This is a genomic window from Pseudomonas sp. DWP3-1-3b3 (assembly GCF_049896305.1).
GTDB classification, from domain to species: domain Bacteria; phylum Pseudomonadota; class Gammaproteobacteria; order Pseudomonadales; family Pseudomonadaceae; genus Aquipseudomonas; species Aquipseudomonas azotoformans_A.
The window spans coordinates 199118-224624 of the sequence record NZ_JAFCUA010000008.1; the positions used below are offsets into that span (position 1 = coordinate 199118).

At 61.3% G+C, this 25507-nt stretch carries 24 protein-coding genes and 1 tRNA gene; 7 read left to right on the top strand and 18 right to left on the bottom strand.

The features are described from left to right. Positions 1-10: 10 nt before the first annotated feature. Positions 11-1201: a CaiB/BaiF CoA transferase family protein gene (locus ACP7BX_RS23340; RefSeq protein ID WP_426127625.1), complete on the bottom strand. Its 1191-nt coding sequence runs from the start codon at positions 1199-1201 to the stop codon at positions 11-13. A gap of 112 nt (positions 1202-1313) precedes the next feature. Here ACP7BX_RS23340 and ACP7BX_RS23345 point away from each other — a divergent pair, with 112 nt between their 5' ends. Further along, entirely contained in the window at positions 1314-2225 is a 912-nt protein-coding gene (locus tag ACP7BX_RS23345; protein ID WP_426127623.1) for a LysR substrate-binding domain-containing protein, read from the top strand. A 140-nt stretch (positions 2226-2365) separates the two neighbouring features. Here ACP7BX_RS23345 and ACP7BX_RS23350 read toward each other — a convergent pair. The 5 genes from ACP7BX_RS23350 to ACP7BX_RS23370 all read right to left on the bottom strand — a co-directional run bounded on the left by ACP7BX_RS23350 (position 2366) and on the right by ACP7BX_RS23370 (position 6078). Next, positions 2366-2441 (bottom strand) — tRNA-Gly (locus ACP7BX_RS23350). Between the two features lie 60 nt (positions 2442-2501). Further along, on the bottom strand, positions 2502-3062 hold the full coding sequence (gene pgsA / locus ACP7BX_RS23355) for a CDP-diacylglycerol--glycerol-3-phosphate 3-phosphatidyltransferase (RefSeq protein WP_003232771.1): 561 nt from the start codon (positions 3060-3062) through the stop codon (positions 2502-2504). 32 nt (positions 3063-3094) lie between these two features. After that, complete coding sequence (gene uvrC / locus ACP7BX_RS23360) at positions 3095-4918, bottom strand: excinuclease ABC subunit UvrC (RefSeq protein ID WP_269133556.1); 1824 nt, start codon at positions 4916-4918, stop codon at positions 3095-3097. A gap of 1 nt (position 4919) precedes the next feature. Further along, entirely contained in the window at positions 4920-5561 is a 642-nt protein-coding gene (gene gacA, locus ACP7BX_RS23365) for a response regulator transcription factor GacA (RefSeq protein ID WP_032886613.1), read from the bottom strand. Positions 5562-5712: 151 nt separating this feature from the next. After that, positions 5713-6078 (bottom strand): helix-turn-helix domain-containing protein, encoded by a 366-nt coding sequence (locus tag ACP7BX_RS23370; RefSeq protein WP_177111455.1) that lies wholly within the window; start codon positions 6076-6078, stop codon positions 5713-5715. An 82-nt stretch (positions 6079-6160) separates the two neighbouring features. Here ACP7BX_RS23370 and ACP7BX_RS23375 point away from each other — a divergent pair, with 82 nt between their 5' ends. Then, complete coding sequence (locus ACP7BX_RS23375) at positions 6161-6400, top strand: DNA-binding protein (protein ID WP_038851376.1); 240 nt, start codon at positions 6161-6163, stop codon at positions 6398-6400. A gap of 35 nt (positions 6401-6435) precedes the next feature. On the opposite strand, the gene ACP7BX_RS23380 is transcribed toward ACP7BX_RS23375, so the two are convergent. Next, complete coding sequence (locus ACP7BX_RS23380) at positions 6436-6867, bottom strand: GNAT family N-acetyltransferase (protein ID WP_426127620.1); 432 nt, start codon at positions 6865-6867, stop codon at positions 6436-6438. 611 nt (positions 6868-7478) lie between these two features. Between ACP7BX_RS23380 and ACP7BX_RS23385 the strand changes: the two genes are divergently transcribed. Then, positions 7479-8558 carry a 3-deoxy-7-phosphoheptulonate synthase gene (locus tag ACP7BX_RS23385; RefSeq protein ID WP_426127618.1) on the top strand — a complete coding sequence of 360 codons (1080 nt, stop codon included), beginning with the start codon at positions 7479-7481 and terminating at the stop codon, positions 8556-8558. Positions 8559-8680: 122 nt separating this feature from the next. Here the strand turns inward: ACP7BX_RS23385 and ACP7BX_RS23390 are convergent, their stop codons facing one another. From ACP7BX_RS23390 to ACP7BX_RS23440, 11 genes are all read right to left on the bottom strand, one after another. Next, on the bottom strand, positions 8681-9382 hold the full coding sequence (locus ACP7BX_RS23390; RefSeq protein WP_426127616.1) for an NAD(P)H-dependent oxidoreductase: 702 nt from the start codon (positions 9380-9382) through the stop codon (positions 8681-8683). 9 nt (positions 9383-9391) lie between these two features. Beyond that, positions 9392-11011 (bottom strand): ABC transporter ATP-binding protein, encoded by a 1620-nt coding sequence (locus ACP7BX_RS23395; RefSeq protein WP_426127614.1) that lies wholly within the window; start codon positions 11009-11011, stop codon positions 9392-9394. Positions 11012-11013: 2 nt separating this feature from the next. Beyond that, on the bottom strand, positions 11014-11841 hold the full coding sequence (locus ACP7BX_RS23400) for an ABC transporter permease (protein ID WP_028619646.1): 828 nt from the start codon (positions 11839-11841) through the stop codon (positions 11014-11016). Between the two features lie 3 nt (positions 11842-11844). Next, positions 11845-12804, bottom strand: coding sequence for an ABC transporter permease (locus ACP7BX_RS23405; RefSeq protein ID WP_095017575.1), 960 nt, complete (start codon positions 12802-12804; stop codon positions 11845-11847). A gap of 11 nt (positions 12805-12815) precedes the next feature. Further along, positions 12816-14402: an ABC transporter substrate-binding protein gene (locus ACP7BX_RS23410; protein WP_177111460.1), complete on the bottom strand. Its 1587-nt coding sequence runs from the start codon at positions 14400-14402 to the stop codon at positions 12816-12818. A gap of 19 nt (positions 14403-14421) precedes the next feature. Then, positions 14422-16029, bottom strand: a complete 1608-nt coding sequence (locus ACP7BX_RS23415; RefSeq protein ID WP_426127611.1) for a 5-guanidino-2-oxopentanoate decarboxylase — start codon at positions 16027-16029, stop codon at positions 14422-14424. Continuing rightward, positions 16019-18127, bottom strand: a complete 2109-nt coding sequence (locus ACP7BX_RS23420; RefSeq protein WP_426127609.1) for an acetate--CoA ligase family protein — start codon at positions 18125-18127, stop codon at positions 16019-16021. The genes ACP7BX_RS23415 and ACP7BX_RS23420 overlap by 11 nt, the downstream gene beginning before the upstream one ends. A gap of 16 nt (positions 18128-18143) precedes the next feature. Next, complete coding sequence (locus ACP7BX_RS23425; protein ID WP_426127607.1) at positions 18144-19304, bottom strand: acyl-CoA dehydrogenase family protein; 1161 nt, start codon at positions 19302-19304, stop codon at positions 18144-18146. 26 nt (positions 19305-19330) lie between these two features. Continuing rightward, on the bottom strand, positions 19331-20122 hold the full coding sequence (locus ACP7BX_RS23430) for an enoyl-CoA hydratase/isomerase family protein (protein ID WP_426127605.1): 792 nt from the start codon (positions 20120-20122) through the stop codon (positions 19331-19333). 151 nt (positions 20123-20273) lie between these two features. Beyond that, positions 20274-20912: a TetR family transcriptional regulator C-terminal domain-containing protein gene (locus ACP7BX_RS23435; protein WP_038851358.1), complete on the bottom strand. Its 639-nt coding sequence runs from the start codon at positions 20910-20912 to the stop codon at positions 20274-20276. A 41-nt stretch (positions 20913-20953) separates the two neighbouring features. Then, positions 20954-21712: a class II aldolase/adducin family protein gene (locus tag ACP7BX_RS23440; RefSeq protein ID WP_426127603.1), complete on the bottom strand. Its 759-nt coding sequence runs from the start codon at positions 21710-21712 to the stop codon at positions 20954-20956. 131 nt (positions 21713-21843) lie between these two features. Between ACP7BX_RS23440 and ACP7BX_RS23445 the strand changes: the two genes are divergently transcribed. From ACP7BX_RS23445 to ACP7BX_RS23460, 4 genes are all read left to right on the top strand, one after another. Continuing rightward, positions 21844-23799, top strand: a complete 1956-nt coding sequence (locus ACP7BX_RS23445) for an FAD-dependent oxidoreductase (RefSeq protein WP_426127601.1) — start codon at positions 21844-21846, stop codon at positions 23797-23799. Beyond that, a complete protein-coding gene (locus tag ACP7BX_RS23450) occupies positions 23787-24365 on the top strand; it encodes a cupin domain-containing protein (RefSeq protein WP_426127599.1) in 579 nt (192 codons plus the stop codon). The genes ACP7BX_RS23445 and ACP7BX_RS23450 overlap by 13 nt, the downstream gene beginning before the upstream one ends. Positions 24366-24486: 121 nt before the next feature. After that, positions 24487-24687: a hypothetical protein gene (locus tag ACP7BX_RS23455; RefSeq protein WP_314527663.1), complete on the top strand. Its 201-nt coding sequence runs from the start codon at positions 24487-24489 to the stop codon at positions 24685-24687. After that, entirely contained in the window at positions 24675-25502 is an 828-nt protein-coding gene (locus ACP7BX_RS23460; protein WP_426127597.1) for a hypothetical protein, read from the top strand. Before ACP7BX_RS23455 ends, ACP7BX_RS23460 begins: the two co-directional genes overlap by 13 nt. The last annotated feature ends 5 nt before the right edge of the window (positions 25503-25507 follow it).

Below are 25507 nucleotides of genomic sequence, written 5' to 3' on the forward strand. Positions count from 1 at the left end.
ACTCCTTGATTCAGATCAGGCCGCGAGCGCGCCAGGCTTCGCGGGTCGGCGCGTCGATACCGATGCCGTCGAGCACCGCATCGGTGTGTTGCCCAAGCGTGGGTGCGCGCGAGTGCACGTGGCCGGGGGTGGCCGTCAACTTGGGCACAATGCCGGGCAAGGTGACGGCGGTGCCGTCGTCCAACTGGCTGGCGAGCAGCATGTCGCGCGCCTGGTAATGGGGGTCGGCGGCGATGTCGACGGCGTCGTAGATCTTGCCGGAGGGGATGTTGGCCTCCTTCAGCGCGGCCAGCACCGCATCGAGGTTTCTGTCGGCCGTCCAGGTGGAAATCGCCGCATCGATGCGCGCCACATGGCGCACGCGGCCGTCGTTCTGCGCCAGTTCCGGGTCGTCGGCCAGGTCCAGGCGTTCGATCTTTTCCATCAGGCGCCGGTAGATGCTGTCGCCATTCCCCGCGATCAAGGCGTACTTTCCATCCTTGCAACGGTAGGCATTGGTCGGCGCGATGCCTGGCAGGCTGCTGCCGGCCGGTTCGCGCACGCTGCCGAACACCGAATACTCGGGAATCAGGCTTTCCATCATGTTGAAAACCGACTCGTACAAGGCCACATCCACCTGCTGGCCCGCACCGCGATTCTGCTCACGATGGCGCAAGGCAAGCAGCACACCGATCACGCCGTGCAGCGCGGAAAGCGAGTCGCCTATCGACACCCCTACCCGCACCGGCGTACGGCCCGGCTCGCCGGAGAGATGGCGCAGGCCGCCCATGGCTTCACCGATCACACCAAAGCCCGGTAAGTCGCGATAAGGTCCGGTCTGGCCATAGCCAGAGACTCGCAGCATCACCAGGCCAGGGTTGATCGATGACAGCTCATCCCAGCCAAGCCCCCATTTTTCCAGGGTTCCAGGTCGGAAATTCTCGATCAGGATGTCGGCGTCCTTGACCAGCCGCTTGACCACCTCACGCGCTTCGACCTGGCGCAGGTCGAGGGTGACAGATTGTTTGTTACGCGACTGTGCAGCCCACCACACTGACGTCCCGTCGTGCAGCAAGCGCCATTTACGCAGGGGGTCGCCGGTGACCGGTGGTTCGATCTTGATCACTTCGGCGCCGAACTCGGCGAGGATCTTGGCGGCGAAAGGCCCGGCAATCAGTTGGCCCATTTCGACCACCTTGATGCCTTCCAGGGGTAGGCTCATGACGTTGTCCGTTCTTGTTGGAGGTGATGGCCGGATAATCCCCCCAAAAACAGACCGTGAGAATGTCAAAGATTTCCACTACTCTTTCCTGACTGGAAACACGGAGGTGGAAATGATCAACCTGCTGCAACTGGACCTGGCCTCCCTGCGCCTGCTAGTGCTGGCCGCCAAAACAGAAAACCTCACCCAGGCCGCCAACAGCGCGCATATGACCGTTTCCGCCGCAAGCAAACGGCTGGCCGAACTCGAACGCGTCACCCACTGCACCCTGTTCACCCGCGTGCCCCGTGGCCTGCAACTGACTCCGGCCGGACGCGGACTGGCCGAGCATGCGCGCACCCTGCTCGACGTGGCCCAGCAAATGGCCCATGACGCCAACGACTACGCCAAGGGTGTGCGCGGCCATGTGCGGTTGTTTGCCAACACCTCGGCGGTGATCCAGTTCCTGCCGGCGGACCTGGCGAGTTTCCTGGCCGCCAACCCGCATGTGCGCATCGAGTTGGAAGAAGCCCTCAGCGATCGCACCATTCACGCCGTGGAAAACGGCGAGGCCGAGATCGGCATCTTTGCCGACAACGTGCCCGCTTCCGGTCTGCAAATGCGGCCCTATCGACGTGACCGGCTGGTGGTGCTGGTGCCGCAAACCCATGCGTTGGCACAGCGTTCAAGCGTGACGCTGGCCGACACGCTGGACTTCGATTATGTCGCCTTGAACCAAGGCAGCTCGCTGCTGCGCCGTATCAACGATGCCGCTGCCGGCACCGGCAAGCACCTCAAGGTGCGTATCCAGGTGAGCAGTTTTGATGGTATTTGCCGGATGATCGAAGCAGGCCTGGGGATCGGCATACTGCCGCTGGGGTCGGTGCATCCCGAGTTGCTGGCGTCCAAGCTGCGGGCGATACCGCTTGAGGGAGAATGGGCGTCGCGGACCTTGTATGTCGGCGTGGCGGATGCGACGCGCCTGTCGCCAGAGGCGGCTAACCTGTACAACTACTTGAGTGAGCTGGAGGTCGCACCTGCGTAGAAACCTTCACTCGTGGCGACAGCAGATCAATCGCGGCGAGGATAGGTTGCCATTCATGTAAGGGAAGGGACTTCAAGGCCTAACTTGTTAAATCGCAGGCAAAAAAAAGCCACTCGCTAGAGTGGCTTTTTCTTTGTGTTTGGAGCGGGAAACGAGACTCGAACTCGCGACCCCGACCTTGGCAAGGTCGTGCTCTACCAACTGAGCTATTCCCGCTTGGTGATGCGCATTCTATAGAAATCTCGTAACCGGTCAACCCTTTGATTCAAAAAAGTTTTATTTCTTTTCAACGGTCGTGCGCAGATGAGGCCAGGCAGCACGCAGGTACTGGAGCATGGACCACAGCGTCAGGCCAGCCGCAATCAGCAGCAAGGCGTAGCCCGTCAGGACCCAGAACGAGAAGTCCGACGGGTTGGCCAGCAGGATCACCAGCGCAAGCATTTGCGCTGCGGTTTTCCATTTGCCCATGTTGGACACGGCCACGTGAGCGCGGGCGCCGATTTCGGCCATCCATTCGCGCAGGGCCGAGACGACGATCTCGCGGCCGATGATCACGGCGGCCGGCAGGGTCAGCCACAGGTTGCCGTGTTCTTGCACCAACAGGACCAACGCGACAGCCACCATGAGCTTGTCGGCCACCGGGTCGAGGAACGCGCCGAAGGGCGTGCTCTGTTCCAGGCGGCGGGCCAGGTAGCCGTCGAGCCAGTCGGTGGCGGCCGCAAAGGCGAACACTGAACTGGAAGCTGCATAGCTCCATTCGTACGGCAAATAGAACAACAGAATGAAAATCGGAATAAGCAGGACGCGTAGAACGGTGATCAGATTAGGGATATTCATCGGCACAACTGGCTACGAGGTGGAAAGGCATTCTATTCGCTGTGCAGATTCGCATAAATCAGCTCAGCGAGCTTTTTACTGATACCGGGTGCTTTGGCTATTTCGTCAATGCTGGCACGGGATAGCTCTTGCAAGCCACCAAAATGTTTAAGCAAGTCGCGTCGCCGTGTCGGCCCGACCCCCGCCACCCCTTCCAGGGTTGAGGTTCGCCGGGTTTTGCCACGCCGGGCGCGGTGACCGGTAATGGCGAAACGGTGGGCTTCGTCACGGATCTGTTGGATCAGGTGCAGCGCAGGTGAGTCGCCCTTCAAGGTGAACTCATGGGCGGCGTCATTCAAGTACAACGTTTCGAAACCGGCCTTGCGTGTAGCGCCCTTGGCCACGCCGAGCAGGATGAGGTCGGGTACCGCCAGCTCGTTGAGCACATCGCGGGCCATGGACAGCTGACCCTTGCCGCCGTCCACCAACAGGATGTCTGGCAACTTGCCCTCGCCGTCCTTCAGCTTGCTGAAACGTCGCGTCAGAGCCTGGTGCATGGCGGCATAGTCATCGCCGGCGGTGACGCCTTCGATGTTATAGCGACGGTAATCGGCTTTTATCGGCCCTTCCGGCCCGAACACTACGCAAGATGCCACGGTGGCTTCGCCGCTGGAGTGGCTGATGTCATAGCACTCCAGGCGCTGCGGCGGTTCGTCCAGGTTGAGGACTTCCGCCAGGGCGTCAAAGCGCGCGGCGACGTGCTGTCGATTGGCCAAGCGGGCACCCAAGGCCTGCTCGGCGTTGGTCACGGCCAGTTGCTGCCAGCGTGCTCGGGTGCCGCGTACGCGATGGCTGATATCCAGCTCGCGGCCGCGCAGTTCGTGGATCGCCTCGATCAGCGTGGGGAAGTCTTCGTGCACCACGTTGACGATCAACTCCGACGGCAGATCGCGCTCGGGACTGCTCACGTAGTACTGACCCAGAAACGCCGCCATGACTTCGGCCACGTCCTCGTCAATACCGGTCTGCGGGAAAAAGTTCTTGCTGCCTAGCACCCGGCCGCCACGCACGCTGATCAGGTGCACACAGGCACCACCCGGATTGACGAACGCCGCGATCACATCGACGTCGCCAGTGCCGCCCTCCATGCTCTGCTGATCCTGCACGCGGCGCAGCAGCGAGATCTGGTCGCGTAGCTCGGCGGCGCGCTCGAAGTCCAGGGTACTGGCGGCCTGCTCCATGGCGCCGGAGAGTTCATCGGTCAAGGCATTGCTGCGTCCTTCGAGGAACATCACCGAATGGCGTACATCCTCGGCGTACTCCGCTGGTTCAACCAGACCCACACAGGGCGCCTTGCAACGCTTGATCTGGTATTGCAGGCACGGACGGGTGCGGTTTTTGTAAAAACTGTCCTCGCACTGGCGCACAAAAAAGGTCTTTTGCAGCAGGCTCAGGCTTTCACGGATCGCTCCAGCGCTGGGATAAGGGCCGAAATACTTGCCCTTCTGCTTCTTCGCACCACGGTGAATGCTCAGGCGCGGGAAGTTGCCGTCGGATAAATGCACGTAAGGGTAGGATTTATCGTCGCGCAGCAGGATGTTATAGGGCGGCCGCCACTCCTTGATCAGCGTCTGCTCAAGCAGCAGCGCTTCGGTTTCATTGGCGGTGATGGTGGTTTCAACCTGGGCGATACGCGCCACCAGCGCAGCGGTTTTCGGCGCGAGACCGGTCTTGCGAAAGTAGCTCGCCAGGCGGTTCTTCAGGTTCTTGGCTTTGCCGACGTAAAGCAGGCGCGCCTCGCTGTCGAACATGCGGTACACGCCGGGGCGGCCACTGCAGGTTGAGAGAAAGGCACTGGGATCAAACGGTGTGCTCATGTCAGGCGCTGGCGTCCACCATGCCGTGGCGCACCGCGAGCAGGGTCAATTCAACATCACTGCTGATGGCGAGCTTCTCGAAAATGCGATAGCGGTAGGTGTTGACGGTCTTGGGCGACAGGCAAAGCTTGTCGGAGATCGTCTGCACCTTTTGGCAGCCGACGATCATCAAGGCGATCTGGATTTCCCGCTCCGACAGCGCATCGAAGGGTGAGTCGCTGACGGGTTGGAAAGATTTGATCGCCAATTGCTGGGCAATCTGCGGGCTGATGTAACGCTGGCCGGCAAAGACCAGGCGAATGGCTTGCACCATTTCCGCCAGGCCTGCGCCCTTGGTCAGGTAGCCGGCCGCACCCGCCTGCAACAAGCGCGTCGGGAACGGGTCCTCTTCACATACGGTCACCACCACGACCTTGATGTCCGGATGGCTGCGCAATAATTTGGTCGTGGCGCCTAGACCGCCGATACCGGGCATCTTGACGTCCATCAACACCACATCGGGTTTCAACTCTCGAGCCTTGATCAGGGACTCTTCCCCGGACTCGGCCTGGCCGACTACTTGCAGGCCATCGATGTCAGCCAGCATTCGTGTAATGCCTGTACGAACGAGATCATGGTCATCGACTACTAGCACCCTAATCAAGCAGACACCTCGCGATATGGTCTTATAGGTTGCTGAACACCTTAGCAAAAAACCAAGGCGCAGACCTAGCTGCAAGCGTCATATATATAGTGTTTGAACGCACAGCAGCCGCCCACCGAGGGGTGGACGGCTCTATTTGCTGGGCAGCGGGTCAGGAATCCTGGGGCTGCGGCTTGATTTTTCCATTCAGCGAACTGGAATGTTCGGCCAAGGTCGACGTCAGGCGGCGGATCGCATCCTGGTCTTCCTTGAACATGGCGCGGTAATCGCCCAACACTTTCTCTTCGGTGTGGCTCAGGTTCTCCAATTGGATCGGTGTTGCCGTACCGGTCAACACGTACAACACATCCACACCTCTTTCAGCGACACGGGACAAATAGTCCGCTTTAGGCGCACGCCCTCCACTTTCGTATTTACCTTGGGCGTTGGCTTCAACGCCGCCGATTTCACCAAACACTTTTTGCGACAGGCCAAGTCGCTCTCTTTCTTGCCTCAAACGCGAACCGATTCCACTCATTTGGATGTATGATCCTAGTTGGCACACCCCAAGAGGTGACACATTCATCTCTTCGTTAAACGAACTTGAACGGTTTTGAACTATGCCCGGAATCCGTACTGCTGCACAAGCCAAAGCCTGGCTGGAACATCAAGGAAAGTCAGTCCAAGCGTTCGCCCGCGAACATGGCGTTGATCCGGCAACCACCTATCAAGTGCTCGCTGGGCGCAAAAAGGGACGGCGTGGAGAGGCCCATAAGGTGGCGGTCCTTCTGGGCATGAAAGAAGGGATCATCCTTGCTGAGGCAGATGGCCAAAATAACGATCAGGAAGTCGTCTCCTGAAGTCAGTATGCGCTTATTAGGATTGAGTGCATGGTTTAGCTTGATTGGCAGGCACGCTCCATGCGCCAGAAGCAGTCTTCCTCACCGACAATGCTCAACCCCATGCGCTGATAGAGCCGCCTGGCCGGGTTGGTCTTGAACACGGTCAAGCGCAACAGGCCCAGCGCCTGTGCCTTGAGTGCCATCTGTTCCAACACCCAACTGCCCGCGCCCAATCCACGATACGTTTCGAGCATATGCAGCTCTCGGATGTAGAGTGCGCGGCTGTCGCGGCTCAGGCTGATAAAGCCCATCACCGCATCATCGTCGCAGATCAGCCAGTTTTCACGGCCGGCCCAAGCGACATCGAAGCCATCGTTGGACCACATCAGGTCGTATTGCTGGTAGTAGCGGCTCATAGCCTCGATGGTCAGTGTTCGGGCGAACGGCAGGTCCAGGTCCGTGGCTGCGCGTAAGTGAAACGCCATGTGTCCGTGTCCATTCCAATGAGAGTCTCCACAGCATATCGGCATGCACCTCATAGTCGTAAGTACCCCACGACAATAGAAATTTCTGATTGAAACCACCTGTACGCGTCGAGTAAGCTCTGCCCATCATTTGGAGACATACCATGTTGCAACTCACCCACACTCAGGTCTGCCCTGCTACCAGCGCCCCGCGCTTGGTATCGGCTACCCGTGTGAACGGTTCGAGCGCACTGGTCAGCTTTTATTTTGGGTATTGGTTTAGCCACTGGCGCGCCTGATACCTTAAATCGGCGCCCACTACTCAAGGGGTCGCCTACCAGAGAAATCTAACCCCCGGTCGGCTCCCCGACCGGGGGTTTTGTTTTTTCAGCCTCTAAAACTTTTTGAAGAACACTTAAAGGACACACGACATGAACTACGCCACCTATTACCGCTACGACACCTCCACCGCATGGCGATTTAGCCAGCTCCGCTCGGGACAGCCTGCCGCCTCCGATCGGTCACCTCTTGGTGGCAAGCCAACACACGTAGCCAATACGGCCAATTGTCGAACACCCCAGTAGGGCAGAGCGCGCGGGAACAGCCCGCCGCTTGCCCAGGAAGCCTTGAATATGAACTCTGCCACCGCCGCTCTGCCGATCTCTGCACTGACCAGCGCCAACGAAGCCCTGACCCAGCGCCTGCCCAGCTCCCTCGAGCTCAAGCACCAACTGCCCCTGAGCCCGTTCCTCAACGAACAAGTCCACGCCCATCGCCAAGCCGTGCGCGCCATCCTCAATGGCGAAGATTCGCGTTTGCTGGTGATTGTCGGCCCGTGCTCGATCCACGATCCGAAATCGGCCATGGAATACGCGCGCAACCTGAAGAAACTCGCACTTGAAGTCAGCGACCAGATGCTGCTGGTGATCCGCGCCTACGTCGAAAAACCGCGCACCACCATCGGTTGGAAAGGCCTGGCCTACGATCCCCATCTGGATGGCAGTGATGACATGGCCGCCGGCCTCACCCTGTCCCGCGAACTGATGCGCGAAATGCTGCGCCTGGGCCTGCCAGTCGCCACTGAGCTGCTGCAACCTATGGCAGCCGGCTACTTCGATGACCTGCTCAGTTGGGTCGCGATTGGCGCGCGCACCACCGAATCGCAAATCCACCGCGAAATGGCCAGCGGCCTGGGCATGCCTGTGGGCTTCAAGAACGGCACCGACGGCGGCGTCGCGATTGCCTGTGACGCGATGCGCTCGGCGTCCCATCCGCACCGTCACTTCGGCGTCGACAGCCAGGGCCACCCGGCGATCATCCAGACCCCAGGCAACCCCGACACGCACCTGGTACTGCGCGGCGGTCACCGTGGGCCGAACTACGATGCGCAAAGCGTGGCGCAGGTGAAGCACGATCTGGCCAAGTCCAAGGTAGCGGCGCGGATCATGGTCGATTGCAGCCACGCCAACAGCGGCAAAGACCCGCTGCGCCAACCGGCGGTGTTCAACGAGGTGCTGGAACAGCGGTTGCAGGGCGACACCTCGCTGATCGGCATGATGCTTGAAAGCCATCTGTTCGAAGGCTGCCAGCCGTTGAGCGCGTCGATGAAGTACGGTGTGTCCGTCACCGACGGTTGTCTGGGCTGGAATGGCACTGAACAGCTGCTGCGCAGTGCGGCCAAGCGTTTGCGCCAACAACCCAAAACCAACTGACTGGTCGAGATCGAAATGTGGGAGCTGGCTTGCCTGCGATGGCGGCGTGTCAGGCTACAAATCTGTAGCTGATGTACCGTTATCGCAGGCAAGCCAGCTCCCACATTTGATCAGTGTTAGGCTCAAGACAGGGGATACAGCGCCTCATCAAACTGCTCAAGCTTCGGAAACACCAAGGGCTGCTCGTCCGCCAGCCCTTGCAGCCGCTGCTCATACCCCACCAGGAAATCCCGCCGTGCCTCGTCGCTGATGTACGGCACATGCCACGCCACAAACGGTGGCAGCACGTCATACCCCACATACGCCAACGTGCCGCGCAGAATTGGCCGCAACATGTCCTCCAACGGCCCATGAATCGCGCCCTCACCGAACATATGCTCGCGCCCGCCCAGGGTCACCGTGACCATCGCGCGCTTGCCTGCCAGGCCGCCCTGATCGTAAAAGCGCTTGCCGCCGTAACACACACCCGACACCAGCACCCGGTCGATCCAGCCTTTGAGGATGGCCGGCGCCGAGAACCAGAAAATCGGAAAGTTGAGGATCAGCAAATCAGCCCACAACAGCTTGTCCAACTCCTCCTGTATATCTGCGGCGATCGACTGCTTCTTCACCCCCAGGCGCTGCTCCAAGGCATACACCAGGTAATCGGGATTCTCCCGCGTCGAAAAGTCCGCTGCCGACGCCACCGGGTTCCACTGCATGGCGTACAAATCACTGGTCTTTACCTCATGCCCCTGGCCTTCCAGTGTGGTCACCGCCTGATCGCGCAAAGCCGCAGTGAATGACTGTGGCTCAGGGTGCGCGTGAACAATCAGAACTTTCATACAAACTCCTCAAACGGTATGCGCCGCCCGTTGGGCCAGCAAGTGATCGAGCCAATCCGGGTCCATCTCGGGCTCCGATGAAAACAGCAGGCCGGTGTAGTCCTGGTACGGCGGGGTGAAAATCGCGCTGCGGCTGCCCTGGTCCACCACCCTGCCCCGCTGCATCACCACCACCTCATCGGCAATGGCACGCACGGTGGCGACGTCATGAGTGATAAACAGATAGGCCACGCCCAGTTGCTGCTGGAGGCGGTTGAGCAACTTCAGCACGCCCTCGGCCACCAGTTGATCGAGGGCGGAAGTGACTTCGTCGCAGATGATCAGTTGCGGGTCGGCCGCCAAGGCGCGGGCGATGCAGATGCGCTGCTTCTGGCCGCCGGACAATTCCCTCGGTTGGCGCTCCATGAACACCGCCGGGTCCAACTCGATCATCTCCAGCAACTCGGCAACGCGAGCGCGCATCGCCTTGCCCTTGAGCCCCAGGTAAAACGTCAGCGGCCGGCCGATGATGTCGACGATGCGCTGGCGCGGGTTCAGCGCCGTGTCGGGGATCTGGTAAATCATCTGGATCCGCCGCAATTGCTCCTTGCTTCGCTGACGAAAGTCGACCGGCAATGCCTCGCCGTCATACAGCACCTGCCCCGCCGTGGCCGGCAACAACCCAGTAATCAGACGCGCCGTGGAGCTCTTGCCGCTGCCCGACTCGCCGATCACCGCCAGGGTCTGGCCGCGATAGAGCTTCATCGACACGTCGTGCAGCACCGGCTGATGCCCATAACTGGCGCTCACTTGCTGCACCTCCAACAACGGCACTTGCTGGTCCGGACAGGCCTTGGGCTCGGTGCGAAAACTGCGCACCGCCCATAGGGATTTGGTGTAGTCCTGCTGCGGCTGGCTGAGCATGCTGCGGGTGTCCGCCTCCTCCACCAGCTTGCCGTGACGCAACACCATGATGCGATCGGCCATCTGCGCCACCACCGCCAGGTCGTGGCTGATGTAGAGCGCGGCGCTGCCGTAGGTTTTCACCGCATCGCGGATCGCCGCCAGCACTTCGATCTGGGTGGTGACGTCGAGGGCCGTGGTGGGCTCGTCGAAGATGATCAGGTCCGGGTGGCAGGCCATGGCCATTGCAGTCATGACCCGCTGCAACTGCCCACCGGAGACTTGATGGGGATACCGTTGGCCGATGGTTTGCGGGTTGGGCAGGCGCAACACACGGTACAGTTCCACCGCTTCACGCTCGGCCTGGGCGCGATCAATGCCACCGTTGATCACCGCGGTCTCCACATGCTGGTCGATCAAGCGATGCGCCGGGTTGAACGACGCCGCCGCGCTCTGCGCCACATAGGCAATGCGCAGGCCGCGCAATTTGCGCAGCGCCTCGGGCCTGGCCTGCAATAACTGGATACCGTCAAAACACACCGAACCACCGGTGATGCGGCAACCGTCCCGCGCATACCCCATCGCCGCCAGCCCCAGGGTGGATTTACCCGCCCCCGACTCGCCAATCAAACCCAGCACCTCGCAGCGTTTCAGGGTCAGGTCAATGCCCTTGATCAGCGGGTGCCAGGCGTCTTCGTAATGCCCTTCGATCTGCAGGTTGCGGATTTCCAGCAATGGCTTGTCCATCCTCAACACTCCTTCAGGCCGCTGGATTTGTGCAGCATCCAGTCGACGACAAAATTCACGCTGACGGTAATCAACGCCACCGCCAGGGCCGGCAGCAACGGGCTGATGTCGCCGAAGGTGATCAACACCGCGTTGTCACGCACCATGCTGCCCCAGTCCGCAGTGGGCGGCTGAATGCCCAGGCCGAGGAACGACAACGCGCTGATGAACAGGAACACAAAGCAGAAGCGCAGGCCGAATTCGGCAATCAGCGGCGCGGCGGCGTTGGGCAACACTTCGCGGGTGACCAGCCACCACAGGCCTTCGCCACGCAGACGGGCGGCTTCGACAAAATCCTGCACCACCACGGTCATTGCCACGGCACGGGACAAGCGAAACACCCGCGTCGAATCCAGCAAGGCAATCACCAACACCAGCGACGTGGCGTTGGTGCCCACTACGCTGAGAATCAGCAACGCGAAGATCAGCTGCGGGATCGCCATCAGCACATCCACCACCCGCGACAAGCCCTGGTCGATCCAGCCGCCCTTGATCGCCGCCACCAAGCCGCTCAAGCCCCCCAGCAAAAACGCCAGCGTAGTGGTCAGGAAGGCGATCCCCAACGTGTTGCGCGCGCCGTAGACCAAACGACTGAACATATCGCGCCCCAGGTTATCGGTGCCCAGCAGGAACTGGCCGCTCCAGGGCGCAAAGCCCTCGCCCACCACCTGGGTCTCGCCATAGGGCGCCAGCAACGGCGCAAACACAGCCACCGCGATGTACAACAGAATGATCAGCAGGCCGAACTTGGCGCTCAACGGCGCACGGGCCACTTGGCTCAACAGGTTCATGGACTACCCCTTGGGATGCATCAGGCGTGGGTTGCTGGCGATGGACAACACGTCCGCCCCGGTATTGAGCAGGATGTAAGTGGCGGCAAAGATCAGACTGCACGCCTGCACCACCGGGATGTCGCGCTTGGACACCGAGTCCACCAGCAACTGGCCGAGGCCCGGATAGACAAACACCACTTCGACCACCACCACCCCCACCACCAGATACGCCAGGTTCAGCGCGATCACGTTGACGATCGGCGCCAGCGCGTTGGGCAGCGCATGCCGCCAGATAATCCGCGACTGGCGGATGCCCTTCAGGCGAGCCATTTCGATATAGGGGCTGGCAAGCAGGTTGATCAGGGACGCGCGGGTCATGCGCATCATCTGCGCGATCACCACCAGGCTCAGGGTTGCCACCGGCAGCACCGAACGTTCCAGAATCGTGCCAAACGTGGCATCCGGCGCCAGGTTCGACAGGCTGGGGAACCAGCCGAGTTTCACCGAGAACACCAGGATCAGCAGGTAGGCAACGAAGAACTCCGGAAACGACACCGCGCTCAACGCCGAGGTATTGAGCAGGCGATCGAACCAGCTGTTGCGGTACAGCGCCGCCAGCATGCCCAGCACCAGCGCCGTGGGCACCGAGACCAATGCCGCCAATGCAGCCAGGCTCAGGGTGTTGCCCAATCGCGCACCGATCAAATCGGCAATCGGTCGCTGATTGGCCAGCGACGCGCCCAGGTCACCGTGCAGCAGGCGCAGCAGCCATTGGGCAAAGCGCGTGAACGGCGGCAAATCCAGGCCCAGCTGCGCCCGAAATGCCGCCACGGTTTCCGGCGTGGCGGACTGCCCGAGCATGGCCTGGGCAATATCCCCCGGCAGCATGCCCACGGCGAGAAAGATGATCACCGACACGGCGAACAACGACAGCACACCAAGTGCCAGGCGTTGCAGGACCAGCTTCAACAGGCTATTCATGGTGCCACTCCTCAGGCCTGCCACCACCGCTCGATCAACCGCAGCCCATCCAACTCACCATAGGGCGCGGTCAGCGGCCCGTGGCTGACCTTGTTCGAACGCGCCGCCACCGAGCTGGCAAACAGCGGCACAATCGCCCCGCCGTCATCCCGGCACAGCGCCTGCATTTCGTTGTACATCTCCTGGCGTAACGGCGCGTTCATCTCGCCACGGGCGGCGTTGAGCAGTTGGTTGAAACGCGGGTTGTCCCAATGGGTTTCATTCCACGCCGCGCCTTTGGCGTAGCCGATGCTGAACATGCGGTCGGCGGTCAAGCTGCTGTACCAGAACGAAGTGGTGAACGGCTGCTTCATCCACACATTGGAGAAGAACCCGTCGGCCGGTTCACGCACCACATCGATGTCGATACCCGCTTGGCGTGCCTGCTCCTTGAACAATACCGAGGCGTCCACCGCACCGGTGTAGGCTGCGTCGGAGGCTTGCAGGCGCACCTTGAGCGACTCCACACCGGCCTTGCGCAGGTAGAAACGCGACTTGTCCGGGTCGTAGGTGCGCTGCTCGAGGGCCGCATTGATAAAGCGACTGCCGGGCTGGATCGGGTGGTCGTTGCCCACCAGGCCGTAGCCATGCAGCACGGAGGCCAACAACGTTTCGCGGTTGATCGCATGCTTCATGGCCATGCGGATGTCGTTGTTCTTGAATTCGTTGCTGTCGCACAGCATCGGGAAGGTGTAGTGCTGCGCGCCCTTGGTTTCTTCGATCACCAGGCCGGGGTTGCGCTTGAGCAGCGCCACGGTTTTCAGGTCGACCTTGTTGATCACATCCACCTGCCCGGTGACCAGCGCATTGACCCGCGCGGCGCCGTCGGCGATGGCAAGTAATTCGGCGCTGGCGAAGTGCGCGCGACCGGGTTTCCAATAGTCTGGGTTGCGTTCCAGGTCCATGCGCACGCCGGGTTCGAAGCTTTTAAGACGGTAGCCGCTGGTGCCCACACCGGCTTGCCAGTCCGCCACGCCGTCCTTGGCGGGCATGATCACCAAGTGATAATCAGCGACGACATAAGCAAAGTCGGCGTTACCCGAATGCAACTCGAACACCACCGCATCGCTGCCCTGGGCGCTCACACTGGCGACATCACCCAGCACGGTCTTGGCGGCGGAGGTGGACTTGGCGTCCAAGTGATGATTGATCGAGACCACCACGTCGTCCGCGGTCAAGTTTTTGCCGTTGTGGAAGGTCACGCCAGGCCGCAAGTGAAAGGTCCACACCCGCGCATCGGGTGTGGATTCAAAGCGCTCGGCCAATTCGGGAATCGCGCTGCCGTCCACCGCGATTTCCGTAAGGGTGTTGTACACCGCCGAGAAACCGACAAAGGTGAAGGTATCGACCCAGGAACCCGGATCGCGGGAATCGGTGGTGCTGCCACCGGCCAGGCCCAGGCGCAATACACCGCCCGGCTTGGGCGTGGCGTCTGCGGCAAAGGCCTGCAACGGCAGGCCCATGGAAAACGCCGCGGCCACCGCGCCAGCCACGGCGCTGTGTTTGAGGAAGTCGCGGCGGTGCATCGCTTGAGTCATTTTGTTGTTGTTTTCGCTCATGGTCTTGTCTCTCTAAAGGTCAACAGGCACAGGCATGTTTCAACTCGATCAAGGTCACGCCATTGCGTTTGAACGCGTTGCGCAGGTCCGTCTGCAATTCATCCAGGGTGCGGGGCTGATTCACGGTGCAGCCGAACGCCTGGGCGAACAGCGCGAAATCCGGGTTGCGCGGCAGCACGCCGATAGGCTCGATATCGAGGCTCAACATGTCGTCGCGGATCTGGCCAAGCGCGTCGTTGTTCCACAACAGCACCACCAACGGGCTGTCCAGTTCCTCCACGGCAGTCGCCAGTTCCTGGGCGGTGTAGAGGAAACCACCGTCGCCCACCAGCACCAAACCCGGCCGCTGTGGCGCGCCGAACTTGGCGCCGATACCCGCGGGCAGGCCGTAGCCCAAGGTGCCGTAGCCGGTGGGATGCAACCAGCTGCGCGGCGCACGGCTGCGGTAGGCGTAATTGCCGGTGTAGGCCAGTTGGGTCATGTCGCTGCTGATGAACGCATTGGCCGGCAATTCGGCTTCGATACGGTCGAGAATGGCTTGGTGGATGGACTGCAAGGGGCCGTGCCCCAACTCGACTGCCTGCCACAACGCCCTCACTGTCGAGACGGCGGCTTCAGCGTCGCGCGTTGTGGTCGGCAGACGTTCGAGCAAGGCCAGTACGGTCTGCTGTGCATCGCCTTTCAGTGCCACGGCACAGGGGTAGAAATCATTGAATTTGCGCGCGTCGATATCCACCCGCAACAGCTCACCGTTGAGGGGCAAACGCTCACGCCAATAGTCGGTGTCGGCCATTTCCGTGCCGATTGCCAGCACCACATCCGCCTCGCTGATCAGTTGCCAGCCGGGTTCGACGCACAGGGTGGAACCGGCATTCAGCGGGTCATTGATGGGCAATAGACCCTTGCCGGCCACGCTGGTGAAGAACGGCGCCGCCAACTGGGTGCTCAAGCGCTGCAAAGCCTCGCCCGCCGCCAAGGCACCACCACCGGCAATGATCATGGGTCGCTTGGCTGTCGCGAGCTTGGCGGCGGCCTGATCCAAGGCTTCGGCCGACGGTAAGCCGCGCCCAGGGCGGCGCACCACTTCGTTGCTCCAGTCCCGCTGGATCGGCGCCGCCAACACATCCAGCGGCACCGAGATATGCACCGGACGGGGTCGTTCGCTGTCGAACACCGCGTAGGCGCGGGCGACCAGTTCAGGCAAATCCTCAGCACTCAGTGCCACCGCCGAAAACGCGGTGATCGGCGCCGTGATCGCGCGTTGGTCCTGGGTCTCATGCAGGATGCCCCAGCCCTTGCCGAGGCTGGCGGTGCTGTTGACGCTGGAAATCACCAGCATCGGAATCGAATCAGCGTACGCCTGGCCAATCGCGGTGGCGGCATTGGTCACGCCGGGACCGGTGATCACAAAGCATACCCCCGGCTTGCCACTGACCCGCGCGTAGCCGTCAGCCATAAAGCCGGCACCTTGCTCATGCCGCGTGAGTACATGACGAATGCCGCTGCCGGGCAGGCCGCGATACAGCTCCAGGGTGTGCACACCGGGAATGCCGAAGACCGTGTCGACGCCATAATTGGCCAGCAACCGCACCAGGGCCTGGCCGCCGGTCAGGGTGTTATCGCGCATGTTCATCTCCTAGACGGATCAACGCATCGACCGCCGTGGCGCCCTGGGCATTGACCAACAATGGGTTCACATCCAGCTCCAGCAATTGCCCGGCATTGGCGCAGGCGTAGTCGGCCACGGCCCGGATGGCCGTCACCAGCGCCTCCAGATCCGCCACTTCACGCCCGCGAAAACCCTGCAATAACGCGGCACTGCGCAGGCTGAGCAAGGCGTTGCGGATGGCACTGTCGGTGGTCGGCAACAACAGGCTGCGGCTATCCTTGAGCAGCTCCACCAGAATGCCGCCGGCACCGATGACCAGGGCCAGGCCAAAGTCGTTTTCGCGCTTGATGCCCACGATCAACTCGGCCAATGGCGGCGTCGCCATCGACTCCAACAGCAATTGATCGAAAACGACATGCGGCGCATAAGCCGAAAGATGCTCGCGCATCTGCTCAAGTGCGGCGGTCAGGGCCATGCCGTTCTGCAGGTTCAGCACCACGGCACCGGCCTCGGTCTTGTGCGGCAACTGCGCGCTGACCGCCTTGAGCACCAACGGATAGCCGACCAGTTCTGCATCACTGACCGCCCTTCCCGGCGTACTCAGCACGCCGGCGGGTGTGGTCAGGCCGAACGCACGCAAGGCTTGCTTGGAAGCCCACTCGTCCAAGGCCCCGCCACTGTCATCCAGGGGTTTTGGGCACAAGGGTTCGAGGATCGACTCGCCTCGCTCCAGCAACACGCGCCGGTTGCTCTGGTAGTCAGCAATCCGCCCCCAAGCCGCCAGTGCATCCTCTACGCCTTGCAGCGCGGCGATCCCCTGAGCATGCAGACGCTCACGGGCATGGGCCGGCAACAGTTCGGGAAACGCCGAGGTGACAAATCCGGTCTTGCCATGCCGGCCGAGCGCCGCACAAAACAGCTCCAGCAACAGGTCGCACTCCTTGCGCTCGCCGGTGAACTCGGCCGGGTAATCCAGCACCAGCATGGCGGCATCGGCGTCGGTTCGTAGTGCGGTGTCGAGCATCGTGTTCAGGGCATCACGGTCGCCCCAGATGGCGGTGGTGAAATCCAGCGGGTTGACCAGGTTGGCGTAGCTGGGCAGCACCTGGGCCAGTTCACTGCGTTGCTTTTCGTCCAGTTTCGGCAAGGCCAGATGATTGCGTTCGGCATAATCGGCAATCAGCCCCGCATCGCCACCCGAACAGGCCAGTGCAATCAGGCGGTTGCCCGCTGGAAGATTGCCGCAGGCGGCCGCCTTGAGGGTTTCGACAAAACTCACCGGCCCGCTTACACGGATCACGCCCAGGCGCGCAAACAGGCTGTCGTACAGCGCGTCGGAGCCGGACAACGAACTGGTGTGACTCAAGGCCAGTTCGGCGCCGATCTGCGACACGCCGGTTTTCAGCGCAATGATCGGAATACCTTTCTCCAGCGCCTTGTGCGCTGCTCGGGCAAAACCGGGCACATTCTTCAAGCCTTCCAGGTGCAGGCCGATGGCGGTGACGCGCGGCTCGTCGAGCAATACGTCCATCAATTCAGCAACGCCCAGTTGTGCCTGGTTACCCACCGAAGCCATGTAGGCCACCGGCAGCGAACGGTCGCTCATCGACAGGTTGTAGGCGAAGTTGCCACTCTGGGTGAGCACCGCCACGCCCTTCTCCACCGACTTGCCGCCGTGGGCCACGGGCCATAGGGCCGCGCTGTGCAGGTAATCCAGCAGGCCATAGCAATTGGGGCCGAGCAAGGCCATATCACCCGCAGCCTTTAAGAGCTGCTGCTGCATGGCGGCGCCGCTGGCGCCGGTTTCGGCAAAACCCGAGGCGTAGCAAATGGCGCCACCCGTTCCGATAGCGGCCAGTTCAGCCACGCAGGTCAGCGTCAACTCTCGGTTGGTGGCGATAAATACCGCGTCCGGCCCACAGGGTAAATCGGCCACGCGGCGCACGCAGGGGATGCCATCGAGGCTGTCATGTTGCGGGTTGACCAGCCACATCGGCCCGGTAAAACCGCCGTCGGCACAGCGCTTGAGCGCACGCGCCATGCTGCGTCCACCCACGAATGCCAGGTGCCGGGGTGCCAGCAGACGCTTGAGGTTGTCGCGAATAGCCTGGGACATACGCTCTCCTCGCCGCTTAGCGCAACAGTGGCCGCAACAGTTCACGGGCGATGATATGGCGCTGGATTTCCGACGTGCCCTCCCAGATCCGCTCGATTCGCGCGTTGCGCCAGATCCGCTCGACCGGCCCCTCATCCATCAAGCCCATGCCGCCGAAAATCTGCACCGCCTCGTCAGCGACCTTGCCCAGGGTTTCGCTGGCAAACAGCTTGGCCATGCCGGCCTCGCCATCGGTCATGCTGCCTTGGTCCATTTTCCAGGCGGTGTGCAGGGTCAGCAGTTCAGCCGCGCGAATCTGCGTGGCCATGTCGGCCAGCTTGAAACTCACGCCTTGGTAGGTGCCGATCGGCTGGCCGAACTGTTTGCGGTCCGCCGCCCATTGCAACGACACATCCAGCGCGCGCTGAGCCTGGCCGACGCAGTTGGCGGCCACCATCACACGGCCAGCGGTGAGCCAGGAGTTGGCCACTTCCCAGCCTTTGCCCACTTCGCCCAGTACCTTGGACGCCGGGACGCGGCAGTCGTCGAAGAACATTTCGTAGGTGTGGTAACCCCGGTTGCTCACGCACTTGGGTCCACGGCGGATGGTCATGCCAGGCGTCCCCCGATCCACCAGGAACGAAGTCACCGCGTTGCGCTGTCGGCCGTTGTGTTCGTAGGTATCCGTGACCGCAAACACGATGGCGAAATCGGCGTGCCCGGCGTGGCTGATGAAGTGCTTGCTGCCGTTGATCACGAAGTCATCGCCACTGCGCACGGCGCGGGTCTTGATGGCATTGGCGTCGGAACCGGCGCCGGGTTCGGTCAAGGCAAAACAGTCGATTTTCTTGCCTTGCACACAGGGCAACAGGTAGTCGCCAATCTGTGAGCCCGTGCACGCCATCAGGATCTTGGAGGGCCGCGCGACAAACACATGCAACGCCCAGGAAACTTTGGACAACTCACGCTCGATCAGCGCCTGGGACAGGTAGTCCAGGCCACCACCACCCACCTCTTCCGGCATGTTGAAGGCGTAGAAACCGGCAGCAATCGCCTTGTCGCGAATCTGCGCAGCCAGCTCCGGCGAGACCTCATCGGCACGGTCTACCGCCTCTTCATGGGGCAACAATTCCTTGGCAACAAAACTGCGTACCGCGTCCACCAACATGTCTTGTTCTTGGCTGAGTTGGAAATTCATGGCGCTACCTGTTCGGGGTGTTGTTGTTATTGGCCGGAGAAATTCGGGAGGCGTTTTTCCAGGGAGGCACGCAAGGCTTCGGCGCCATCGGCACTGCGTCCGCACAACAGGCCAGCGGCCAGTTCGGCCTGCAGTTGCTCGGGCAGGCTGCGCTCGGCGCCGTCACGGATGAGGGTCTTGGTCTGGGCGAAGGCGAAGGTCGGGCCGTTGGCCAGGCGCGTGGCGAGTTCGGCGGTGTGGGCGTGCAGTTGATCATCCGCGACCACTTCACCGACCAGGCCGGCAGCCAGGGCGCGGTCGGCGCTCCATAGCTCGTCAAGGAACAGCAGGCGCTTGGCTTGCTCGCTGCCGATCAGGCGCGGCAAGTGCCAACTGGCGCCGGCGTCGGGCGAATAGGCCATGCTGGTGTAGCCGGCCTTGAAGCGTGCCGATTGGGCGGCGACGCGCAGGTCGCAGCACAGCGTCAGGTCCATGCCCGCACCGACGGCGGTGCCGTTGATGGCGGCAATCGTCGGTTTGTCGAGGCTGTGCAGGCGGGTCATCAAGGCGTGGGCGGTTTCGGTCCAGCCGTAGGTTTCGAGGGCGCCACGGGCTTCGGCGTCGGCCCACTCGGCCAGGTCGGCACCGGCGCAGAAGCTGCGACCGTTGCCGGTCAACACCACCACACGCACCGCAGGGTCGGTGCTGAAGGCACCAAGCAAGGCGTGCAGGTGCTTGAGGGTGGGAATGTCCAAGGCGTTGCGCTGCGGGCCACGGTTAAGGGTGATCCAGGCAACGCCAGCTTGCACTTGAGTGAGCACGGGCGAATCGGTAGTCATGGCTTCCTCGAATTATTTTAGTTGGCTTGAGGGGTGCGACATGAGGCGATACTAAACAAGTGTTCAGTAAGAAGGCAATCAGCAAACCGCAAATATTTTCAGAAGGGGAAATGGCCGACCTGAACCTTGCGTTCAGGCGGCTGCGCAAGGCTCAGGGCTTGAGCTGATAACGCTGGCGACCACCGGCCTGCAGGCCATCGACCCAGGCTTCGCAGATCTGGATACCCTGCTCCGGTGTGAACGTGCCGGGGTTGAGCCCCGACTCCAGCCACAACCCGTCGAGCAGCGCGCTCAGGCCAATGGCGGCCAGATCGGCGTCGAAGTGCTTCCAGCCCTCCTCCCTGGCCATGTCGGTCAGGGCCGAACGCATGATGGTGCGGTACTCGCCATAGGAGTGTTCGTGAGCCAGGTTGATCGCCGGCGCGGTCTTGACCGCGCCCCAGAACACCAGCCAGGCATCCAGCAGGTGCGGGTCGAGCAATTCGGCGGAAAACGAGCCACGGAACAACGCCGACAAGCGCTCCCGCGGGTTCGGCGGCGCCTTGGCCATGGTTTCGCGCAGCAGGCTCATGACCTGGTCGGTGATGGTGCGGTAGGCCTCCGCCACCAGCTCATCCTTGCCCGAATAGTGATGGCTGATCAGCCCCACCGACACCCCGGCCTCGGCGCTGATCTTGCGGATCGACGCACCCTGGAAACCATCACGCTTGAGACACGTGAGTGTGGCTTGGACCAGATTGGCCTTGCGCACTTCCGGGTCCATCCGGGAAAAACGGGATTCCTGGGTCATGCGGCAAATTCCTACGATTGAGTCGGCAGCACGACTCTACCTCAGTCGCGATAGCCCGGCGACACCCGATCCAGCATCCGCAGTAACGCCGCCCAGGCCAGTTGCAGGGCGTCCAGGTCGACCAACTCACCCTCTTCCAGCGGTCGCCCAGGGTTGTTGAATTGCTGCTCGGTGTAGGTGCAGACCTCGGCGGACGGTAGCATCAGCTGGCCGCACGCCTGGGCGGCGATCTGGATATCGCAGGCCTTTTCCAGGTAATACATGCGCAGGAACGCCTGGCTGACGGTCTCGCCCACCGTCAGCAAACCATGGTTGCGCAGCATCAGCACCGGCTTGTCGCCCAGGTCCCGCACCAGCCGCTGCTGCTCATCCATGTCCAGGGCCACGCCTTCGTAATCGTGGTAGGCGACCTTGCCGTAGAACTCCATGGAAATCTGGTTTACCGGCAATAACCCGCACTCCAAGGCCGCCACCGCACAGCCGGCACGGGTGTGGGTATGCAGCACGCACTGGGCGTCTTCGCGGGCGCCATGAATCGCGCTGTGAATCACGAAGCCCGCCGGGTTGACCGCATAAGCCGAGGGCTCCACGGCGTGACCGTCCAGGCCGATCTTCACCAGGCTCGATGCAGTGATTTCGTCGAACATCAGCCCGTAGGGATTGATCAGGAAGTGATGCTCGGGCCCCGGGATGCGCACCGAAATATGCGTGAAAATCAGATCGCTCATGCGGTAATGCGCAATCAATCGGTAGCAGGCGGCGAGCTGTTCACGCAGCTGCTGTTCGGTGGAGTGAGTCATTTTTATTCTCCAGGCACGGGGTTGATGAAGGCGACGCTAATCCAGTCGCCAGTAAAAAAACAAGTTGATTTTTTACTGGCGCTCGCCTCCTATAGAAAAATAACAATAACAGCGCCTGGAGTATCTGCACCATGTCGCACCGGACCTTTCCCCATCTGTTCGAACCGCTGGAACTGCGTGGCAAACGCCTGAAAAACCGCATCATGTCCAGCGGGCATGACACCTCTATGCCCACCGATAACCGGGTCAATGCGCAGTTGATCGCCTATCACCGCGCACGTGCCGAGGGCGGCGTGGGGCTGATCGTGCTACAGGTGGCCGGGGTGCATGACAGTGCGCGGTATACCTCCCATGTGCTGATGGCGACCGACGACAGCTGCATTGACGGCTACCGCGAACTGGCCGAGACCTGCCATGCCCACGGCACTATGGTGTTGTCGCAGATCTTCCATCCGGGACGCGAAATCATGGAGTCTGCCGATGGTCTGCTCGCCGTGGCGTATTCGGCGTCGGGCGTGCCCAATGAACGCTTTCGCGTGATGCCACGGGCGCTGGACCAGGCGATGATCAACGAGATCGTCGCGGGTTATGCATCGGCAGCGAGGCGCTTGCATGAGGCCGGGATCGATGGGGTTGAGGTGGTCGCCAGCCATGGGTATCTGCCAGCGCAGTTTCTCAATCCTCGAGTAAACCGGCGTACCGATGATTACAACGGTTCTCTTGAGCATCGACTGAAGTTCTTGAGGGAAATCATCGAAGCCGTCAGGGCCGCCACCGACGAACAGTTCATCATCGGGCTGCGCATTTCTGCAGATGAGCGCGATGCCGAAGGGCTCACTGAAAACGAGTCCCTGGAAGCCGTTCAACACCTGCAAACCCAGCTGGATTACGTGCACATCGTCGCAGGTACATCAGCGTCACTCGGCGGCGCGATCCATATCGTGCCACCCATGGCGATTGCCGCTGCGTACCTCGCCAACGAGGCGGCGACGTTCAAGGCCAGTCTGTCGATTCCGCTGTTCGTCACCGGGCGTATCAACCAGCCCCAGGAAGCCGAGCTGATATTGGCGCGGGGCCAGGCCGATGTCTGCGGCATGACGCGTGCGTTGATCTGCGATCCACTGATGCCGGCCAAGACCCATGAAGGCCGTGCCGAAGATGTACGGGCGTGCATCGCCTGCAATCAAGCCTGCATCGGTCACTTTCACAAGGGGCTGCCGATCTCCTGTATCCAGCGTCCCGAGACCGGCCGCGAGCTGGTGTTTGGTGAGTTGCAACAGGCAGTGAAGCCCAAACGCATCATGGTGGTGGGCGGTGGCCCGGCAGGCATGAAAGCAGCGACAGTCGCCGCGCAACGCGGGCATGCGGTAACGCTGTACGAAGCCAGCGGTCAACTCGGCGGGCAAGTGTTGCTGGCCCAACTGCTGCCACGGCGCAGCGAATTCGGCGGGGCCAGTACCAACCTGCAACGTGAAATGGAACTGGCGGGCGTACGGGTGGTGCGCCATACCTGGGTCGATCGTGCGCTGGTGGAACAGGAACAGCCCGATCACGTGATTATCGCCACCGGTGCCGAGCCTTATTGGCCGGCCTTCGAACACGGCGGCGAACTGCAAGTGGTGGACGCGTGGCAGGTGCTGCGCGAGCAGGTCACGTTGGGCCGCTCAGTGGTGGTCGTCGACTGGCGTTGCGACTGGATCGGACCCGGCATTGCCGAGCGCCTGGTGCGCGCCGGCCATCAGGTGCAATTGGCGGTCAATGGCACGCACTGTGGAGAAAACCTGCCGCTGTATGTCCGTGATCAAATGGCCGGAGAACTGCACCGGCTGGGCATCCCGATCATCCCTTACGCCCGCCTATACGGCTGCGATGACACCACGGTCTACCTGCAACACACCGCCAGCGGCGAGCCAATGCTGCTGGAGAATATCGACACCCTGGTGTTGTGCCAGGGCCACCAGCCGGTGGACACTCTGGGCGCGGAGTTGCAAGGCTTGGTGCCCTTTGATCGCATCGGCGACTGCCTGGCCCCGCGCACCGCCGAAGAGGCGATCTACGAAGGACTCAAGGTAGCGTGGAACCTGTGATAGACAATCCCCAGCAACTGTTTCTCGGCACGCGCATTCGTGGGCTGCGCAAGGCCCGTGGCCTGACCCTCACGGCCCTGGCGCAGGCCAGCGAATTGACCGCCGGCTACCTCAGCCAGTTGGAGCGTAACTTGGCGTATCCATCGATTCCGGCACTGTTCAATATTGCCCGAAGCCTGGGCGTGACTATCCAGTGGTTCTTCGCCAGCGAAACCGTGCCCGCTGCCGAGGACGAAGGCTACGTGGTGCGCAAAGGCAACCGTCAGAGCATTCACTACGAAGACGGCATCGTCGACCAATTGCTGACGCCGTTGCCCAACCACCAACTGGAAATGCTGCAATCAAGCTTCCCGCCCGGCACCTATAGCCAGCAGAGCTACAGCCATGAAGGCGAAGAAGCGGGATACGTACTGAGCGGCCAGTTCGAGTTGTGGGTAGGAGAGCGACACTTTCTGCTGGAAGCCGGTGACAGTTTCAGCTTCGCCAGCCATGAGCCCCATCGCTACGGCAACCCTGGCAAGGTGGAAACCCTTGTGATTTGGGTGATTACACCGCCGACGTTTTAGGCCACCCCTACAAATGGAGACGTTTCCTACGGGAACTGGCGACAGTGGCAACGCGGCCATCAATGGTGAGGGGCCCTTTCGCTTGCTATAAAAATGGCTACTTCTCTTCGAGGGTATCGCCATGTCGTTATTACATTTGCTGTTTGGGAAGCCGACTCATGATGAATGGGAGCGTGCGAAAGAGGTCAAGTCCCGCAAAACCTGGAAAGTCGTGTACGGAGGCATCGGCCTGGATGCCTGCGAAGTGCTGGAGTCGCCGGGTTACAAGGACGCCATAGACCAGATACGTAAAATGGAGGCTGATCATTCATGGGTTTGCTGATCATCGTCCCATTACTGGTCAGCGGATACATGGTCTGCATCAGGCACCCCTTTTTCTACGTACGCCTGCACCGTTTCCAAGGACAACTGCTCTATTTGCAGGTGGCCAGGATGGGAATGGCTTGCCTGATCGTTTCGACCCTCCTGAGTGCGGCCATTCTGGCAATGTCAAAACAAGCGCTCCCGATCCTGGGTCATGTGGTTGCAACAGACTACAGCAACTACTTGGGCACGCTATTGGTACAGCTTGATATTGCCAGCGAAAAAAACGGCACGCTGTGGGTTTTCCTGATGCAGGTTGGCCTGACGGCACTGGTAATTCCCTTCTTCTGGTCAGCGTTCTATGTGGGCGCGAAGAAGAAAATATTGCAACTGGAAACAGACGTCCAGCTCCACACGCTGCTGGCGCTGGGTGTCCTTGAGGGCACGCCTTTCAGAATCTTGCTGAGAGAGTCCATCGTGCAGTGCAGGCCGTGCATGTTCAGCTTGAACGATCGCAAGGTCTATGTCGGAATCGTACTGTTCGCAGGCACACCGACCGAGTCCGAAGATGTCGATCATGCCTTCACGCTGATCCCCATACTCAGCGGTTACCGAGACAAGGACACACTGGAGGTCACGCTGAATACTCACTACTCAACTGCAGCCAACCCGCCCCCCATCACACTGATCCAGGAAAATGTCGTCTCCGCCACACAGTTCGACTTCACTCTCTGGAACGCGATCCATACCCGCAAAACCCGCAAGACGCGGCAGGGCCAGTTGCATCAACACCGCCCCGCGCGCCCGGTGCACGCTGAAAGCCTCTGCGCTTGAGGCTC

Bases quoted from the DNA above. Each gene is read 5' to 3' on its own strand.
- ACP7BX_RS23340 (WP_426127625.1), bottom strand. From the start codon at position 1,201: ATGAGCCTACCCCTGGAAGGCATCAAGGTGGTCGAAATGGGCCAACTG.
- ACP7BX_RS23345 (WP_426127623.1), top strand. From the start codon at position 1,314: ATGATCAACCTGCTGCAACTGGACCTGGCCTCCCTGCGCCTGCTAGTG.
- pgsA (WP_003232771.1), bottom strand. From the start codon at position 3,062: ATGAATATCCCTAATCTGATCACCGTTCTACGCGTCCTGCTTATTCCG.
- uvrC (WP_269133556.1), bottom strand. From the start codon at position 4,918: ATGAGCACACCGTTTGATCCCAGTGCCTTTCTCTCAACCTGCAGTGGC.
- ACP7BX_RS23370 (WP_177111455.1), bottom strand. From the start codon at position 6,078: ATGAGTGGAATCGGTTCGCGTTTGAGGCAAGAAAGAGAGCGACTTGGC.
- ACP7BX_RS23375 (WP_038851376.1), top strand. From the start codon at position 6,161: ATGCCCGGAATCCGTACTGCTGCACAAGCCAAAGCCTGGCTGGAACAT.
- ACP7BX_RS23380 (WP_426127620.1), bottom strand. From the start codon at position 6,867: ATGGCGTTTCACTTACGCGCAGCCACGGACCTGGACCTGCCGTTCGCC.
- ACP7BX_RS23385 (WP_426127618.1), top strand. From the start codon at position 7,479: ATGAACTCTGCCACCGCCGCTCTGCCGATCTCTGCACTGACCAGCGCC.
- ACP7BX_RS23390 (WP_426127616.1), bottom strand. From the start codon at position 9,382: ATGAAAGTTCTGATTGTTCACGCGCACCCTGAGCCACAGTCATTCACT.
- ACP7BX_RS23395 (WP_426127614.1), bottom strand. From the start codon at position 11,011: ATGGACAAGCCATTGCTGGAAATCCGCAACCTGCAGATCGAAGGGCAT.
- ACP7BX_RS23400 (WP_028619646.1), bottom strand. From the start codon at position 11,841: ATGAACCTGTTGAGCCAAGTGGCCCGTGCGCCGTTGAGCGCCAAGTTC.
- ACP7BX_RS23405 (WP_095017575.1), bottom strand. From the start codon at position 12,804: ATGAATAGCCTGTTGAAGCTGGTCCTGCAACGCCTGGCACTTGGTGTG.
- ACP7BX_RS23410 (WP_177111460.1), bottom strand. From the start codon at position 14,402: ATGAGCGAAAACAACAACAAAATGACTCAAGCGATGCACCGCCGCGAC.
- ACP7BX_RS23415 (WP_426127611.1), bottom strand. From the start codon at position 16,029: ATGCGCGATAACACCCTGACCGGCGGCCAGGCCCTGGTGCGGTTGCTG.
- ACP7BX_RS23420 (WP_426127609.1), bottom strand. From the start codon at position 18,127: ATGTCCCAGGCTATTCGCGACAACCTCAAGCGTCTGCTGGCACCCCGG.
- ACP7BX_RS23425 (WP_426127607.1), bottom strand. From the start codon at position 19,304: ATGAATTTCCAACTCAGCCAAGAACAAGACATGTTGGTGGACGCGGTA.
- ACP7BX_RS23430 (WP_426127605.1), bottom strand. From the start codon at position 20,122: ATGACTACCGATTCGCCCGTGCTCACTCAAGTGCAAGCTGGCGTTGCC.
- ACP7BX_RS23435 (WP_038851358.1), bottom strand. From the start codon at position 20,912: ATGACCCAGGAATCCCGTTTTTCCCGGATGGACCCGGAAGTGCGCAAG.
- ACP7BX_RS23440 (WP_426127603.1), bottom strand. From the start codon at position 21,712: ATGACTCACTCCACCGAACAGCAGCTGCGTGAACAGCTCGCCGCCTGC.
- ACP7BX_RS23445 (WP_426127601.1), top strand. From the start codon at position 21,844: ATGTCGCACCGGACCTTTCCCCATCTGTTCGAACCGCTGGAACTGCGT.
- ACP7BX_RS23455 (WP_314527663.1), top strand. From the start codon at position 24,487: ATGTCGTTATTACATTTGCTGTTTGGGAAGCCGACTCATGATGAATGG.
- ACP7BX_RS23460 (WP_426127597.1), top strand. From the start codon at position 24,675: ATGGGTTTGCTGATCATCGTCCCATTACTGGTCAGCGGATACATGGTC.